The sequence below is a fragment of the Methylobacterium phyllosphaerae genome (genome assembly GCF_001936175.1).
GTDB lineage: Bacteria > Pseudomonadota > Alphaproteobacteria > Rhizobiales > Beijerinckiaceae > Methylobacterium > Methylobacterium fujisawaense.
In genome coordinates, this window is the sequence record NZ_CP015367.1 from 5,425,481 (window position 1) to 5,440,113 (window position 14,633).

General features: G+C 69.3%; 16 protein-coding genes. 3 read left to right on the plus strand and 13 right to left on the minus strand.

Annotated elements, in window-relative coordinates; translation table 11 throughout:
- Window positions 1–22 precede the first annotated feature (22 nt).
- From MCBMB27_RS24825 to MCBMB27_RS24835, 3 genes are all read right to left on the minus strand, one after another.
- Complete coding sequence (locus MCBMB27_RS24825; protein WP_075381500.1) at window positions 23–547, minus strand: DUF2937 family protein; 525 nt, start codon at window positions 545–547, stop codon at window positions 23–25.
- A 94-nt stretch (window positions 548–641) separates the two neighbouring features.
- Window positions 642–1,655, minus strand: coding sequence for a WD40 repeat domain-containing protein (locus tag MCBMB27_RS24830; RefSeq protein ID WP_075381501.1), 1,014 nt, complete (start codon window positions 1,653–1,655; stop codon window positions 642–644).
- Window positions 1,652–2,326: a YoaK family protein gene (locus MCBMB27_RS24835; RefSeq protein ID WP_043760585.1), complete on the minus strand. Its 675-nt coding sequence runs from the start codon at window positions 2,324–2,326 to the stop codon at window positions 1,652–1,654. The genes MCBMB27_RS24830 and MCBMB27_RS24835 overlap by 4 nt, the downstream gene beginning before the upstream one ends.
- Window positions 2,327–2,533: 207 nt before the next feature.
- Between MCBMB27_RS24835 and MCBMB27_RS24840 the strand changes: the two genes are divergently transcribed.
- Both MCBMB27_RS24840 and MCBMB27_RS24845 read left to right on the plus strand, forming a co-directional pair.
- The gene (locus tag MCBMB27_RS24840) at window positions 2,534–2,962 is read left to right on the plus strand and encodes a response regulator (protein WP_043380355.1); all 429 of its coding nucleotides are present in this window, start codon (window positions 2,534–2,536) and stop codon (window positions 2,960–2,962) included.
- Window positions 2,963–2,986: 24 nt separating this feature from the next.
- The gene (locus MCBMB27_RS24845; RefSeq protein WP_043358110.1) at window positions 2,987–3,352 is read left to right on the plus strand and encodes a hypothetical protein; all 366 of its coding nucleotides are present in this window, start codon (window positions 2,987–2,989) and stop codon (window positions 3,350–3,352) included.
- A gap of 97 nt (window positions 3,353–3,449) precedes the next feature.
- Here the strand turns inward: MCBMB27_RS24845 and MCBMB27_RS24850 are convergent, their stop codons facing one another.
- The 10 genes from MCBMB27_RS24850 to proB form a co-directional block, all read right to left on the minus strand.
- The gene (locus MCBMB27_RS24850; RefSeq protein ID WP_075381502.1) at window positions 3,450–4,079 is read right to left on the minus strand and encodes a DUF2939 domain-containing protein; all 630 of its coding nucleotides are present in this window, start codon (window positions 4,077–4,079) and stop codon (window positions 3,450–3,452) included.
- 24 nt (window positions 4,080–4,103) lie between these two features.
- On the minus strand, window positions 4,104–4,658 hold the full coding sequence (locus tag MCBMB27_RS24855) for an RNA pyrophosphohydrolase (protein WP_043380350.1): 555 nt from the start codon (window positions 4,656–4,658) through the stop codon (window positions 4,104–4,106).
- A gap of 94 nt (window positions 4,659–4,752) precedes the next feature.
- On the minus strand, window positions 4,753–5,988 hold the full coding sequence (locus MCBMB27_RS24860) for a divergent polysaccharide deacetylase family protein (RefSeq protein ID WP_075381503.1): 1,236 nt from the start codon (window positions 5,986–5,988) through the stop codon (window positions 4,753–4,755).
- A 171-nt stretch (window positions 5,989–6,159) separates the two neighbouring features.
- Entirely contained in the window at window positions 6,160–7,500 is a 1,341-nt protein-coding gene (locus tag MCBMB27_RS24865) for a S41 family peptidase (protein WP_043358098.1), read from the minus strand.
- Window positions 7,500–8,867 (minus strand): murein hydrolase activator EnvC family protein, encoded by a 1,368-nt coding sequence (locus MCBMB27_RS24870; RefSeq protein WP_091955096.1) that lies wholly within the window; start codon window positions 8,865–8,867, stop codon window positions 7,500–7,502. The genes MCBMB27_RS24865 and MCBMB27_RS24870 overlap by 1 nt, the downstream gene beginning before the upstream one ends.
- Before the next feature lie 6 nt (window positions 8,868–8,873).
- On the minus strand, window positions 8,874–9,368 hold the full coding sequence (gene rlmH / locus MCBMB27_RS24875; protein WP_075381504.1) for a 23S rRNA (pseudouridine(1915)-N(3))-methyltransferase RlmH: 495 nt from the start codon (window positions 9,366–9,368) through the stop codon (window positions 8,874–8,876).
- Between the two features lie 15 nt (window positions 9,369–9,383).
- Window positions 9,384–9,773 (minus strand): ribosome silencing factor, encoded by a 390-nt coding sequence (gene rsfS / locus MCBMB27_RS24880; protein WP_075381505.1) that lies wholly within the window; start codon window positions 9,771–9,773, stop codon window positions 9,384–9,386.
- 57 nt (window positions 9,774–9,830) lie between these two features.
- Entirely contained in the window at window positions 9,831–10,505 is a 675-nt protein-coding gene (locus MCBMB27_RS24885; protein ID WP_075381506.1) for a nicotinate-nucleotide adenylyltransferase, read from the minus strand.
- A 19-nt stretch (window positions 10,506–10,524) separates the two neighbouring features.
- Window positions 10,525–11,823, minus strand: a complete 1,299-nt coding sequence (locus MCBMB27_RS24890) for a glutamate-5-semialdehyde dehydrogenase (RefSeq protein WP_075381507.1) — start codon at window positions 11,821–11,823, stop codon at window positions 10,525–10,527.
- A gap of 158 nt (window positions 11,824–11,981) precedes the next feature.
- Window positions 11,982–13,097, minus strand: coding sequence for a glutamate 5-kinase (gene proB / locus MCBMB27_RS24895; RefSeq protein ID WP_043358093.1), 1,116 nt, complete (start codon window positions 13,095–13,097; stop codon window positions 11,982–11,984).
- A 293-nt stretch (window positions 13,098–13,390) separates the two neighbouring features.
- Between proB and MCBMB27_RS24900 the strand changes: the two genes are divergently transcribed.
- On the plus strand, window positions 13,391–14,581 hold the full coding sequence (locus MCBMB27_RS24900) for a cupin domain-containing protein (RefSeq protein WP_043358091.1): 1,191 nt from the start codon (window positions 13,391–13,393) through the stop codon (window positions 14,579–14,581).
- The last annotated feature ends 52 nt before the right edge of the window (window positions 14,582–14,633 follow it).

Consider the following 14,633-nt stretch of genomic DNA (forward strand, 5'->3'; position numbering starts at 1 on the left):
CTCTCGGGCGCGTGAACCGCGCTCAAGCGACGGTTGCAGTCTCCCGCGGGCGCCGACGCACCGCCCGCCGGCCCACATCCGAGGCGACGCGCCAGCCGCCCCACGCGACGAAGAACCCGATCAGGCCCGCGGCGAGGCCGTCGGCGCTGGTGGGGATGGCCGGGCTGAAGTCCCGATAGGCCGCCTCGGCCACGGGCAGGTCGGGATCGCGCAGCATCGCCACGACGCGCCCGAGGGGGCTCGTCGCCGAGGCCAGTGCCTGCTGCTGGGCGCTCAGGCGGGCGAGACGCGCGATGTCCGCCTGGGCAGCGTCGCCGCGGCGGGCGACCAGCTGATCCGGATTGGCGCGCAGCCGATCGACCGCGCCGTCGCGGGTCGTGCCGGATGCCTGCGCGTCGGATTCGAGCACGGCCACCTGGCGACGCAGCTCGTCGGCGGCGCCGCCGAGCCGCTGGGCGTATTGCTGTGCGAATTCCGGCGCCTGCGCGGCGACGCCGCCGCCCAGCAGGCCGAGCGCGAGGCCGAAGGTGCGGAACACGCGAAACATGTCTGGCCTCTGGTGCGGGAATCGACCCCGGACAAAGAACATGCCGATGGTCGCGGTTCCAGCCGGAGCCGCGACAGGCTTCAGCCCGGCAGCGTCAGCCGGGCAGCGTCAGCAAGCCCGCCTTGCCGTCGGCACAGCCGAACAGCAATCGGGCGCCGCGGCCATCCCAGGCGAGCGCGGTCACGCCGCTGCCCGATACGGCCGGACGGACCAGGAGTTCGGCCGCGTCGGTGAAGCGGACCAGCAGGATGCAGCCATCCTCGTAGCCCATGGCCAGAACCGGCGCCTTCGGGTGGAACGCCACCCGGGACACGCGGGCCGGACGGACGCCGCATTCCCGCGGAGCCTTGCCGGTCGGTCCCTCCTTGGAGTCGAACGGCCAAATGATCGCCGCCTCGGCGCCGCTCGTGGCGAGCCAATGGCCATCGAACGACCAGGACATCGAGCGGACCTTGCCGGGATAGCCCGACATCCGCATGTGGCCGCGATCCGGCTGAAGCCGCCAGCCGTGCAGGCTGTTCTCCTGCATGGTGGAGACCACGAACCGCCCATCCGGCGACCACGTCACGTCGATATGCGAACCCTTCCAGCCGATCACCTCGGCGGGCGTCTCCAGATTCGGGTACCAGAGGCTCACGCCGTTGTAGTGGGCGACTCCGAGGCGATACCCCTTGGGCGCAAATACGAGGCCGCGGGCGGAGGAAGGCGCTTCGAAGGTCTTCTCGCGACCCTTCGCGTCCCGGGCCACGACCGTGCGGCCCGCCGACCATGCCACGGCGCCGTCGGGATGGACGGCGAGCGCATCGATCCACGCCCCACCCTTGGAGAGTCCGACCGGCTCCATCGTCCCATCCGCGCGGATCGCCACCACGCGGCCGTCGTCGCCGCCCGTGAGCAGGCGGCCGCCGCCACCGGCAGCCACGAGGATGCCGCCGTCGGGATGGGCCGCGAGGCGGGTCAGGCCGTCGTCCTTCGCCAGGACGACGGTGCCGTCGCTCAGCGCCAGAGCCGGCACATCCTTGAGGAAATGCGTCGCGAGCACGTGTTCGCCGGGCTCCAGCGCGGCGACGTGACTGGTGAGGGAGGGATTGCTGATGGCGCTGCTCATGTCGGGGGGACATTTGCGGCCGGCGGCGCGGCGCGCAAGACCATGAAGGCGGTAATCAACGCCAGGCCGCCCGAGACGGCCGCCGGGGCGACCAACGCGTACAGGCCGAATTGCTGATAGGCGTGGGCACCGAGGAAGGCGCCGAACAGCAGCGACATCCAGACCAGAGCATCGCCGATCCACCCCAGCGGATCGCCGGTGCGGGTCAGGGCCTGCGCGATCTTCTGGCCGAGGCTGAACAGCGCCCCGGTCACGAAGGTGGTCCCGGCTCGGAAGCCCGTGACCTGCGCCAGGACGGCGTTCTGCGACCCCATCGCCAAGGCGACGAAGAAGGCCGCGAGGCCCAGCTCGGGCGACTCGAGACCGAGCCCCAGACCGGCGAGGATCAGCAGGGTTTCGTAGGCCAGCACCGCGGGCGTCGTCCACCGGGCCGGGACCAGGATGGCCAGCCCGCTGCCCAGAACCGACCCCGCCAGGAAGGCGACGATCAGGGTCGCGGGCAGGATCATGCGATGCAGCTCGGCCCCGGCGCCCAGGACCGCGAGCTGCGTGGTGTTGCCGCTCATGAACGACATGTACAGGCCGCCGAGACGCACGAAGCCGAGGGCGTCGACATAACCGGCGAGGCCCGTGAGGAGCAGGCCGGAGCCGAGCTGCCAGGGACGCCTCACGACCGGGCCTCCCCGTCATGGCGCGGTAACGAACCATTAACCATTCGGACGGCTTCGTTGAGGGACGCCGGGCCGCGGTTAACGCGCCGCTCACCAAACCCGAGCAATTCGATGCAAACACGGTGAACGCCGCGTCGGAAGGGGCCGTTGCCCTTACGATCCGGCCCGGGGCCATCGAGCCCCCGCCGGGTGAGTGGGAGTTGCGTCATGGTTCCGTTCGCCGCCGCATTCGTCTGCCCGTCCATGCCCGTCCCGGACCGGGCCGCCACGATCCTGATCGTCGAGGATGAGCCGACCGTGTGCGAACTGGCCGCCGAGGCGCTGCTCGAGGAAGGGTATCGGGTGCTCACCGCTGCGGATGCCTGGGAAGCCGAGGCCATCCTGGCTCGCGAGAGCGTCGACCTGCTCTTCACGGATATCGACCTCGCCCGCAATACGAACGGCCTGTCGCTGGCGCGTTGTGCCCGCGAGCTGTCTCCCGACCTCCCGGTCGTCTACACCTCCGGCGGCCGGGCTTGCCTTCCGCCGTGTGAGGCCGTTCCAGGCTCGGTGTTCGTGCCGAAGCCCTATCGTCCGAGCCAACTCGTGGCGCTGACGCAGGACGTCCTGCGCGCCGCGCTCCTTCATGCCGTCTGAACTGGACCTTCGAGGACATCCGCCATGTGGCGCTCCCTTCCCGCAATCGGCTTCGCCCTCGCCGCCGCGATCGCTGCATCGCCGGCCCGAGCCGCCTGCGACGTGAAAGGCGCGCAGATTGAGGAGGCGATCGCCAAGAAGAGCGAGCTGCGCGAGGATGCCAATGCCCAGCTGGTGCGCGACTTGCGCACCCTGCGCGATGCCGCGATCGTCCTCGAGAGCTACAAGTTTCCCGGCGAGTGCGAGGTGCTTCTCGGCATCGTCCGGTCGCTCCTCGCCAACCCGAGCAAGACCATCGAGCAGAGCGGCGACACCGATGAGGAGAAGGCCGAGGATCTGAACGAGGCGCGCCAGCCCAAGGCTGCCGGCGGCACCCCGACGGCGAAGTAGCCATGCCCCGCTCCGTACGGCACGGGTCAGGCGCAATTCCGCGTCGACCCGAATAGGCGGAAGCGGAACGCGGCCGGACGCGTCGAGGGCCCGCCGTCTAACGCTCCTCGCCGGCGCTGGCGCCGATCTTGGCGCGGGCCAGAGCCCGGCTCAACTTGGCGGCGATCTGCTCGCGCAGAACATCGGCCATCTCGATATCCACGAGGCGCCAGCTCAACCCGCGCAGCCGCAGCCGGATGCGCGTGCGCTCGGTGCGGGACCCCTCGGGCGGGATCGGGATCACGACGGCGCGAAAGCCCCGCATCTCCAACGCCGTATAGTATGACACGAGCCGCCCGAGACCGCGGATCGCCAAGCCCTCGGGATGAGCGCCGGCCGGCCGCTCGACATCGAGCTTGTCGGGCCAGCCATTGGCCAGAAGGTCCATCACCGTTTCCGGCGTCACCATCGTTTCGGAGAGTGCAAGCGCCAGGCCGTAGGCGGCGTCGTTGAGGCGCTGGCGGTCGCGGGGCTCGAGGTCAGGATCGGTCTCGGATGCCGTGCGCATTGCCGCGGTGATCTGCCGGACCAGCGAAAGTCGCAGGGTCCTGAAGTTCACATGGCCCTCGACATAGGCGGCATCGTGCCGGCGGACCGCCTGCGCGAGGTCGTAGAGCGACCACAGCGGGCTCATGGTGAAGGCAAGCCACGCGACGGCCAGGGCGAGCGGGATCGCGAGCCAGCGCATGGCCTCAGCGCCCCGTCCGCGCGGTCAAGGCTGCGCCGACCATCGATCGAGACCGGAGAAGGCCGCGACGACCCCCTCGTAGACCGGCCGCTTGAAGGGGACGATCAGATCGGGAAGTTCGGCGAACTGCGCCCAGCGCCACGCATCGAATTCCGGCTTGTCGGCGCCGCCCCCGGGATTGAGCACGTCGATCACGTCCTCGCTGCCCAGGAAGCCGTAGGCGAACCATTTCTGCGTCTGGCCACGATACCGACCCTTCCAGGCCTGCTTCATCACGGCCGGTGGCAGATCATAGGCGAGCCATTCGGGGATCTCGGCGAGGAGCTTCACGGCCTCCGGCGGTACGTTCGTCTCCTCATAGAGTTCGCGGCGCGCGGCGGCCTCGGGATCCTCGCCGGGATCGATGCCGCCCTGAGGCATCTGCCACATGTGCGGGCCGGCCACATGCTCAGAACCCGCACCCTTCTTGCGCCGTCCGACGAACACGCCGCCCGATGGCGCAATCAGCGCGATGCCCACGCAGGGGCGGTAGGGCAGGGCGGTGCCCAGGTCCGAATCCGTTACCATCGAGACGACCATAGGTCAGGGGTGGCCGTTGCGGCAACGCCGCCCAAGTCTTTCCCGATCCCGGTGGGGGTGGATCTACTTGCGCTGACTATAATCACGCGCGTCCTCAATCTGCCGTCGAGACCCGCTTGTCGCGGACGCCGCGCAGCGCAACGCTCGCCGGGACCAAGCGCAGACCGCGGGCGTCGATGTCCTTCGCCCAGCGGGCGATCCGGTCGACGCTCAGTGCCGTTCCGGTCGCCGAGACGAGGACGAAGCCATTGGCACGCGCCCGGGCTTCCGCCTGCGCCAGGGCCGCATCGATGGCGTCGGCGCGCGGTGTGGTGTCGAGGACGATCTCGGCGCGGGCGATCGGTGTCTTGCCCTTGTTGGCGGGCATCGTCGCGGCCTTGGGCGCCGTTCCGTCGTCGAGGAACCCCAGGCCACGGGCGCCGATCTCGCGCAGCACCGGCTCGAAGGCCGCATCGGCCATCAGCTTGGCGCCCATGAAATTCACGAGGCCCACATAGCCCGAGAAGCGCGTCATCGCCCAGGCAAGACGATCGGCATTCTCCGGTCCCTTCAGGGCCGTCAGCAGAGTCTGGGGCCCCGGATCGCTGTCAGGGTAATCGAACGGCTCCATCGGCAGCTGCAGGAAGATCTCGTGGCCGGCATCCCGCGCACGTGCGGCCGCGTGCTCAGCCTCGCCGCCATAGGGGAGGAAGGCGAGGCTGACGGCGGCGGGCAAGCGTGCGGTGGCCACGGCCGTCGTGGCTTGGCCGATGCCCAGCCCGGTCACCACGATGGCGATGCGCGGACCGGTGCCGGGTTCCTCGGAGCGGGCATAGACGTCGAGCGGGCGGATGCGCCCCTCGCCGAGCTTCGGCATCAGCCCGTGGCGTCCGGCCTCGCTGATCCGCGGATCAGGCGCCGGGACGAGCCGCGGTGCATTCGGCGGCGGTACGCGGATCACCACCGCATCGCTCGGACCGCTGCCGGGCGGCCGCACCACCGTCACGCCGGACGCGGTCTCAACCTCCTCGGCGCTGCGCTGAAGCGGGGCCGTGCCGGGGGCAGTCGCAAGGATCTGGGGCTGCAGGGTGGGAGGCGCCTGTGTGGCCGGACGCATCGTGGGCTCGCGCATCGCGATCGCGACCTGCACGCGCGGTTCGCCGCCGTCGGGATCCCCGAGGGCGAGGACAAGGCCGGCTGCCACTGCAAAGCCGGCGGCGATCGCGGCAGCAGCGATACGGGGCCGCCGGGCAGCCGCGATCAGCTGCCCGAGCCGGCTCGTGGGCTGCGCCGGCACCGCCTCAGGCACCCCGAGGGGGCGCGTGAGGATATCGTCCGTGGACTCGGTCAAGCGGCTCTCGATGCGGGATCACGATTGCTGCGCCGATCGGCAATGCGCCAATCCTTCCGTCCATTGCCGGCGGTTATGGTTAACGTTCCGCTAATGTCCGGTCCCGGAACGGAAAATCCCGCCCGGCGCGGCGCCGGGCGGGATCGGGTCGTCAGGGCGTTCCGAACGCCGTCAGTTCGGCAGGCTGGGCTTCTGCTGCTGCGCCGAAGGCGTGCCGTTGGCGGCGCCCTTCTGGATGCCGTGCAGGAAGTCGACCGCCGAGATCAGCTGCTTGTCCTTGGCCGGATCCGGCGGAACGTAGGCGGAGGATCCACCACGCTCGTCGGTGTCCTTCTGCTTCAGGTGACCCTTCAGCCCTGCCTCACCCTTGGTCTCGTCCTTGCCCTTCAGCTCGTCCGGGACCTCCTGCAGGACCTCGACATCCGGCTCGATGCCCTTGGCCTGGATCGAGCGACCCGACGGCGTGTAGTAGCGCGCCGTGGTCAGACGCAGGGCGCCCGAACCGCCGAGGGGTATGATCGACTGCACCGATCCCTTGCCGAAGGAGCGCGTGCCCATGATGGTCGCGCGCTTGTGATCCTGCAGGGCGCCGGCCACGATCTCGGAGGCCGAGGCCGAGCCGCCGTTGACGAGCACCACGATCGGCTTGCCCTTGGTCAGGTCGCCCGCCTTGGCGGAGAAGCGCTGGGTCTCGTCCGGATTGCGGCCGCGGGTGGAGACGATCTCGCCGCGATCCAGGAAGGCGTCGGACACCATCACGGCCTGATCGAGCAGGCCGCCCGGGTTGTTGCGCAGGTCGACGATGTAGCCCTTGATCTTGTCGGCCCCGATCTCGCTCGACAGCTTGTCGATCGCAGCCCGCATGCCGTCGAAGGTCTGCTCGTTGAACTGGGTCAGGCGGATATAGGCGACGTCGCCGCCTTCGACCTTCGAGCGTACCGGCTTGATCTTGATGACGTCGCGGGTGAGCGTGACGTCGATCGGATCCTTCGATTCCTTGCGGGTGATCTTGAGCTTGACGCTCGAATTCACCGGGCCGCGCATCTTGTCGACCGCCTGATTCAGGGTGAGGCCCTGAACCTGATCGTCATCGATCTGCGTGATGATGTCGTTGGCGAGCAGCCCTGCCTTGGCAGCCGGCGTATCGTCGATCGGCGTGACGACCTTGATCAGGCCGTCCTCCATCGTGACCTCGATGCCGAGACCGCCGAACTCGCCGCGCGTCGTGGTCTGCATGTCACGGAACGCCTTAGCGTCCATGTAGCTCGAATGCGGGTCGAGCGACGTCAGCATGCCGTTGACGGCTGCCTCGATCATCTTCGATTCGTCGGGCTTCTCGACGTAGTCCGTGCGGACCTTCTCGAAAACGTCGCCGAACAGGCTGAGCTGGCGATAGGTCTCGGCCGAGGCAGCCACCGCCCGCGGGCCCGACAGGAAGTCGGTCTGGGTGGCCACCATGGAGGTGCCGGCACCGAGGAAGGCGCCGAGCATGATCAGGGAAGTCTTGCGCATCAGCTGCGAACCTTCTCGCCAAGTACCGTATTGTTCGGGCTCTTCGCCCACCACGGCTCCGGATCGATGGAGCCGCCGTCCTTCTTGAACTCGACGTACAGGGTGGGATCACCCTCGGACCCGCCGGGACCTGCGCTCTTCTCGCCCATGGTGCCGACCGGCTCGCCCGCGAGCACGAACTGACCGACCTCGACGCTGATCTGATCCATCCCCGCTAGCAAAAGATAGTAGCCGTCGCCAGCGTTGATGATCAAGAGTTGCCCGTAGGACCGAAACGGCCCGGCGAACTGCACCCACCCGTCGGCCGGGGACGAGACGGACGCCTTGGGACGGGTCGTAAACGACACGCCGCGGGTGGTGCCACCATTGCCATCGGGCTGGTTGAAGCCGCGTGCGACGCGTCCGCTCACCGGCCGCGGCACTTCGCCCCGCGCCTCGGCGAAGTGAACTTTGGGTGCCAATCGGGCGGGGTCGCGGAAGCCGGCCGCGGCGAAGCGCTCCTGGGTGATGCGCGCCTCTCGCTCGGCCGCTGCCTTGGCCTCCTCGGCGGAGCGCTTCGCCGCTGCGACCTCTGCCTCCGTACGATCGAGAAGGTCCTTCAGGTTCTTGGCCTGGGCACCGAGTTCGGCGGCCCTGCGGCGCTCGGCCGTGAGGCCGCTCTCGATCTCGGCCTGACGGGCGCGGCGGGCGGCGACCAGCGCCTGCAGGCGCTGCTGTTCGCGCGCCCAGCCGGCAAGGTCATTGGACAACCCTTCCTTGTCCTGCGCGATCAATCCGCGCAGCCTGATCATTTCCGCGAGATCGGCCGCCAGGGTGTCGACCTCGCCGCGCAGTTCCGGCACCACCGCGCCAAGCAGCATCGAGGTCCGGATCGCCGCGAGCACGTCTTCAGGGCTCACCAGAACGGCCGGCGGCGGTCTGCGCCCCATGCGCTGGAGCGCCGCCAGGATCTCGGCGACGATGCCGCGTCGGCCCTGCAGCGAGTGGCGGATCGCTGCCTCGCTCTCGCTCATCGCCTTCAGGCGCTCCTCCAGGCGGCTCAGGCGGTCTTCCGTCGCCTGCGCCTGTCGGCCCGCATCGAGAAGGGCGGCGTCGAGCTTCGCCCGGTCGGAGCCGATGGCTGCGATCTCCGACTCGAACTGCGAACGCTGGCCGGCACTGGCCGCGATCGCATCCTGGACGCGCTTCAGATTCTCGGCCCGGCGCTCACGTTCCTCATTGGCACGCTGAATGGCTTCGGGGTCGGTGGCCGGAGGCGTCTCCGACCGCGCGGCCGAGCCGATCGAGACGAGGGCGACCAGGGTCAGCGTCTGCAGCGCGCGTCTTGACGCGGACTTCGACCCGGCCGTCATCTCAGGGATGGCCATAGGGGGTCAGCCCGCCTCACCGCGATGGTAGGGGTGCCCCGACAGGATGGTGAGGCTGCGGTAGAGCTGTTCGAGAGCGAGCACGCGCACGAGTCCATGGGGCAGGGTGGCGGCCCCGAAAGACAGGATCAACTCCGCCTTCGTCCGAATTGAGGCGTCCAGACCGTCCGGCCCCCCGATCGCCACCACGAGTGCCGGCCGCGCGGCATCGCGCCAAGCGGCGACGCGTTCGGCCAGCGCCTCGCTTCCGATATCGGCACGACCCCGTTCGTCATAGGCGACCAGTACACCGCCAGGCGGCATGTGGCCCGTCAGGGCCGCCGCCTCCTCGGCACATCGGTCGCGGGCGCGACGGGCACGGGATTCTGCGATCTCGATGCTGTCGCAAGTGGCGAAGCCGAGCCCGCGACCGAGTTGCGCGGCACGGTCGCGATATCGTGAGGCCAGCTCGCGCTCAGGACCGGCCTTCAGACGTCCGACTGCGGCCAGAATCAGGCGCATCCGCCGCGGTCCGGATCAGCCGGCCGCGATCCCAACCGGGCGGTCGGCTCCCCACATCTTCTCGAGGTTGTAGAAGCCGCGGACCTCGGGACGGAAGATATGCACCAGGACGTCGCCGGCATCGATCAACACCCAGTCGCAGGCCGGGAGGCCCTCGACCCGGGCGTTACCGAAGCCGCGGTTCTTCATTTCCTGAACGATCTTGTCGGCGATCGAGCCGACATGCCTCTGCGAGCGCCCAGAGGTGATGATCATCGTGTCGGCGAGCGACGTCTTGCCGGCCAGATCGATTGCGATCGTCTCCTCGGCTTTCATGTCATCGAGGCATTCGAGCGCAAGGGCCTTCAGGTCGTCCGAGCGCGCCTGACCGGCTTCCACCGGGGCTTGGACGGGGGTGCGGATCATCTCCGTGCGGCTGGTCTCGGGCAGAGTCCTGGTTCCTCGTTCTGCCACACGGCGGCGTCATGCCGTGCGGGATGACATGAAATTGGCGGTATCGGTCGTCGATTGCAACCGCGCTTGCGTCCGTCGTGACGTCCTTGGCCCCGTACTTGCGCGAATCTGCGTGGACGACAGGCTCGAACGCGGTCCGTGCAGGAACACCCAGGCCGGCGGCGGCCGCAGCGGGAGGGTCGATGCCGCCTCCTCGGGAATCCGGGCGTCGGCCAAGCGCCGCGCAGCCCGGGCGCTGAGCGGTGTCATGGTGAAACCCGGCCGGTCGATGACGACGATCGGCAGGAGCCGGGCGATCTCGGCGAAACCCTTCCAGCGATGAAAGGTGCCGAGAGAATCCGCCCCCATGATCCAGACGAAGTTCACGCCGGGGCAGCGGCGCTTGAGGAAGCGCAGGGTCTGGACCGTGAAGCGGACGCCCAGAGCCGCCTCGATGCCGGTCACGGCGATCCGCGGATGACGGGCGATGCGGTGGGCCTGGGCAGACCGTACCTCCACCGAGGGGAGGGCGCTCCGGCTCTTGAGCGGGTTCCCCGGGCTCACCAGCCACCAGACCCGATCCAGGCCGAGCCGACGCAGTGCCGCGAGGGTCACGTGCCGGTGGCCCAGATGGGCGGGATTGAAGGACCCGCCATAGAGGCCGATCCGCATGCCGGGGGCGCTCGGCGGCAGGGTCAGCCGCACGCCGGACCTTCAGCGCAGGTCACGGGCGCGTCTGGCCGTTGCCGTGGACGCGATACTTGAATGTGGTCAGCTGCTCGACACCCACCGGCCCACGCGCGTGCATCCGCCCCGTGGCGATGCCGATTTCGGCCCCGAAGCCGAACTCGCCGCCATCGGCAAATTGGGTGGAAGCGTTGTGGGTGACGATGGCCGAATCGACCTCGGCGAGGAAACGGGTCGCCGCCGTATCGTCGTCGGTGATGATCGCGTCGGTGTGATGCGAGCCGTAGGTCTCGATGTGCTCGATGGCCGCTTCGATCCCGTTGACGACCCGCACCGCGATGATCGCGTCGAGATACTCGGTATGCCAATCCTCCTCGGAGGCGGCGGTCACCCGCGGATCGACGGCGCGCGTCTCGGCATCACCGCGGACCGCGCAGCCGCTCTCGAGCAGCGCTTGGACGAGCGGCGCAAGATGGGTCGCGGCACAGGCGCGGTCGACCAGCAGGGTCTCGGCGGCGCCGCAGACGCTCGTGCGGCGCATCTTGCTGTTGAGCAGCACGGTGCGGGCCATGTCGAGGTCGGCCGCTGCGGCGACGTAGACATGGTTGATGCCGTCGAGATGGGCGAAGACCGGAACGCGCGCCTCGGCCTGGACGCGTTCCACGAGGCCACGTCCGCCCCGCGGGACGATGACGTCGACGCAACCGTCGAGGCCCGCGAGCATCAGCCCGACGGCGGCGCGGTCGCGGGTCGGCACCAGCTGGATGGCGTCCTCCGGCAAGCCGGCATCGGCGAGCCCGCGGCTCATGGCCCGCGCGATCGCCATAGCCGTGCGGTGGCTGTCCGAGCCGGCGCGGAGGATCGCGGCGTTGCCGGCCTTGAGGCAGAGCGCACCCGCGTCCGCAGTGACATTCGGGCGCGCCTCGAAGATCACCCCGACGACGCCGAGCGGCACCGCGATGCGCTCGATCAGCAGGCCGTTCGGCCGCTCGATGGCGGCCAGCTGACGTCCGACCGGATCGGCCAGGGAGCCGACCTTCTCGACGGCATCCGCCATGCCGGCGAGCCGCCCGGGATCCAGGGTGAGACGGTCGATCAGGGCGGCGCTCTGACCCGCGCTCCGGGCGGCGGCCACGTCCCGCGCGTTCTCGCTCAGGATTTCGTCACGGCTCGCCCGGATCCGCTCGGCGATCGATTTGAGCGCCCCGTCCTTGGTTCGCGCCGAGGCCAGCGCCATACGCCGGGCCGCCGCGCGGGCCCGACGGCCGATGGCCGCCATCTGCTCCGGCAGGGAATCGGCCTCGGCGAAGTCCGATCTCAGGTTCAGGACGGGCACGCTGGCGTCCTCGATGTGCGACGGCCGCAGGGACGGCCAGACGATGGAAAGCGCCGTATTTGCACACCCGACACCGGTCCGACAAGAGTGCCGGCTCGTGATTGGGCGCAATGATCGGAGCGGAAAATTGTAAATAGATTAGTTTAAATCGGCATTTTCTAGAACAGTGCCAAGTCATCGCGATGCACCATCCAGGCGCGGCCCGGATAATTGAGCAAGTCCGGGATATGCGCGCTCGGGTGACCGATGATGAGCGCAGCCTCGGCGCTGTCATACGCCACCAAGCCACGGCCGAGGATCCGTCCCGCCGGATCACGGATCAACACGGCGTCGCCGCGGGAGAAGCTGCCCTCGATCGATCGGACGCCGACGGGCAGGAGGCTGGCGCCGCTCCGCAGCGCCTGCTCGGCACCGGAATCGATCGTCAGGGTGCCGCGCGGCTCCAGGGATCCCGCGATCCAGGTCTTGCGGGCGGCCGTCGGGGTGGAGCCTGAGAGGAACCATGTGCAGCGCGCGCCCTCCATCATCGCCTTGAGCGGGTTCTTCCCGCGCCCGTCGGCGATGACCAAGTGGGTGCCGCCCGAGGCCGCGATCTTGGCGGCCTCGACCTTGGTGCGCATGCCGCCCCGCGACAGCTCGGAGGCCGGCCCGCCGGCCATGGCTTCGATCTCCGGGGTGATGCGCTCGACGACGGCGAGGTGGCGGGCCTCCGGATCGTTCTTGGGCGGCGCGGTGTAGAGACCGTCGATATCCGAGAACAGGACCAGGACGTCGGCATCAATCATGGTGGCGACCCGGGCCGCCAGCCGGTCGTTGTCGCCGTAGCGGATCTCGGACGTCGCCACCGTGTCGTTCTCGTTCACGACCGGGACGGCGCGCATCTCCAGGAGTTTCAGGACGGTGGCGCGGGCGTTGAGGTAGCGGCGGCGCTCCTCGGTATCCTGGGGCGTCACGAGAATCTGGCCGGCCACGATGCCGTGATGGCCCAGAGCCTCGGCCCAGTGGCGGGCCAGCGTGATCTGCCCCACGGAGGCCGCGCCCTGGCTCTCCTCCAGGCGCAGGGCGCCGGGCGGAAGGCCCAGCACCGTCCGGCCGAGGGCGATGCTGCCGGAGGACACCACCAGCACGTCGACGCCGCGCCCGTGCAGCTCCGCGATGTCCTCGGCCAGCGCAGCGAGCCAGGCGTGGCGCAGGCGGCCGGCACTGCGATCGACAAGCAGGGCCGAGCCGACCTTGATGACCACACGGCGGAATTCTTCGAGGGCAGGGATCATGATTCTTGCGAAAACGCGCGTTTGCGCCGGGTGTGAAGCAAGACCCGCCTCTTGAACAGCCGTCCGACGACATGGCTCGCGGCGCCCGGGCGGTCCGGGCCGCCGGCGCGTCCAGATCGTGGGCCGGCACGACCGCGGCACACGTTCCTGCGAGCGGCCTCATCCCTCACGTGGTCGTGAGTATGTGGCATGCCAAAGATCGATATTGCGGCGCGTGAGCGCGGCGGCCGGTTCGACGCTGCACCGCACCGAGCCCCGGCGCGCTCGACCTCAGCACACAGGACACAGACAAGATGGACGCGAATCGACGCGCGTTTCTCGGGACCGCAGCCCTCGGGGCCGGCGGTCTCGTCGCCCTGACCCAGGGGGCCGCCGCCGCGGCGACCGATCACGGGGCGCCCGGGGCCGGCGGCTTCGGGCGGGACGTTCAGCAGCTGCCCCCCGGCGCCCCGGTCGCCTACCACGACCCGAAGGATGTCGGCGCCATGCCGGACTTCCACTTCTCGCTCGACGGCAACGTCCCCAAGATCACGTCGGGCGGCTGGGCCAAGGAGGCGACCGTCCACCAGTTCCCCATCAGCAAGGGGATCGCGGGCGTGCACATGTTCCTCGATCCCGGCGCGTCGCGGGAGCTGCACTGGCACGCCATCGCGGCCGAGTGGGCCTACGTCATCGACGGCCGCTGCCAGACCGTGGTGCTCGATCCCTCGGGGGCGAGCGAGATCAACAACTACGAGCCGGGCGACCTGTGGTTCTTCCCCAAGGGGCACGGCCACTCGATCCAGACGATCGGCGACAAGCCGTGCCACTTCATCCTGTCGTTCGACAACGGCGCCTTCTCGGAGCACGGCACGTTCTCGATCACCGATTGGGTCGACGTGTCGCCGAAGGACATGCTGGCGCTCGATTTCGGCCTGCCGACTGCCGCGCTGAACGCGTTCCCGAAGGGCGAGGCCTACATCCAGGCCGGGCCGGTGATCCCGCTCGCCCAGGCGCTCGACGCGCCCTGGCCGAAGGAATCGACCCACAAGTTCCGGCTCCTGAAGGATCCGCGCGCGGTCCGTGACTTCGACGGTGGGACGTTCCGCCTCGCCACCGTGGACGAGTGGCCGGTGTCCAAGTCGATGTCGGGCGGCGTGATGACGATCCGGCCGGGCCAGATGCGCAAGTTCCATTGGAACGTGAACGCCAACGAGTGGCACTATTACCTGAAGGGCAAGGGTCAGGTGGCCCTGTTCGGCTCGGGCGGCCGCGGCAAGGTCGCGGAGTTCAAGCCCGGCGATGTCGCCTACATCCCCATGGGCTTCGGCCACGCGATCAAGAACGTCGGCGACGACGATCTCGAGATCGTCCAGACCTGGGACAACGGCAAGTTCGAGGAGATCGACCTCGATGCCTGGATCAAGGCGAGCCCGAACTACCTCCTCGCCAACAACTTCACCGGCGTCCCCGCCGACACGATCGCGAAGCTGAAGCAGGGCTGAGACGACGCTCGATCCGGACCGACAGGGCCCAGACCCGGTCCTGTCGGTCCCG

Bases quoted from the DNA above. Each gene is read 5' to 3' on its own strand.
- MCBMB27_RS24825 (WP_075381500.1), bottom strand. From the start codon at position 547: ATGTTTCGCGTGTTCCGCACCTTCGGCCTCGCGCTCGGCCTGCTGGGC.
- MCBMB27_RS24830 (WP_075381501.1), bottom strand. From the start codon at position 1,655: ATGAGCAGCGCCATCAGCAATCCCTCCCTCACCAGTCACGTCGCCGCG.
- MCBMB27_RS24840 (WP_043380355.1), top strand. From the start codon at position 2,534: ATGGTTCCGTTCGCCGCCGCATTCGTCTGCCCGTCCATGCCCGTCCCG.
- MCBMB27_RS24845 (WP_043358110.1), top strand. From the start codon at position 2,987: ATGTGGCGCTCCCTTCCCGCAATCGGCTTCGCCCTCGCCGCCGCGATC.
- MCBMB27_RS24850 (WP_075381502.1), bottom strand. From the start codon at position 4,079: ATGCGCTGGCTCGCGATCCCGCTCGCCCTGGCCGTCGCGTGGCTTGCC.
- MCBMB27_RS24855 (WP_043380350.1), bottom strand. From the start codon at position 4,658: ATGGTCGTCTCGATGGTAACGGATTCGGACCTGGGCACCGCCCTGCCC.
- MCBMB27_RS24865 (WP_043358098.1), bottom strand. From the start codon at position 7,500: ATGCGCAAGACTTCCCTGATCATGCTCGGCGCCTTCCTCGGTGCCGGC.
- MCBMB27_RS24870 (WP_091955096.1), bottom strand. From the start codon at position 8,867: ATGGCCATCCCTGAGATGACGGCCGGGTCGAAGTCCGCGTCAAGACGC.
- rlmH (WP_075381504.1), bottom strand. From the start codon at position 9,368: ATGCGCCTGATTCTGGCCGCAGTCGGACGTCTGAAGGCCGGTCCTGAG.
- rsfS (WP_075381505.1), bottom strand. From the start codon at position 9,773: ATGATCCGCACCCCCGTCCAAGCCCCGGTGGAAGCCGGTCAGGCGCGC.
- proB (WP_043358093.1), bottom strand. From the start codon at position 13,097: ATGATCCCTGCCCTCGAAGAATTCCGCCGTGTGGTCATCAAGGTCGGC.
- MCBMB27_RS24900 (WP_043358091.1), top strand. From the start codon at position 13,391: ATGGACGCGAATCGACGCGCGTTTCTCGGGACCGCAGCCCTCGGGGCC.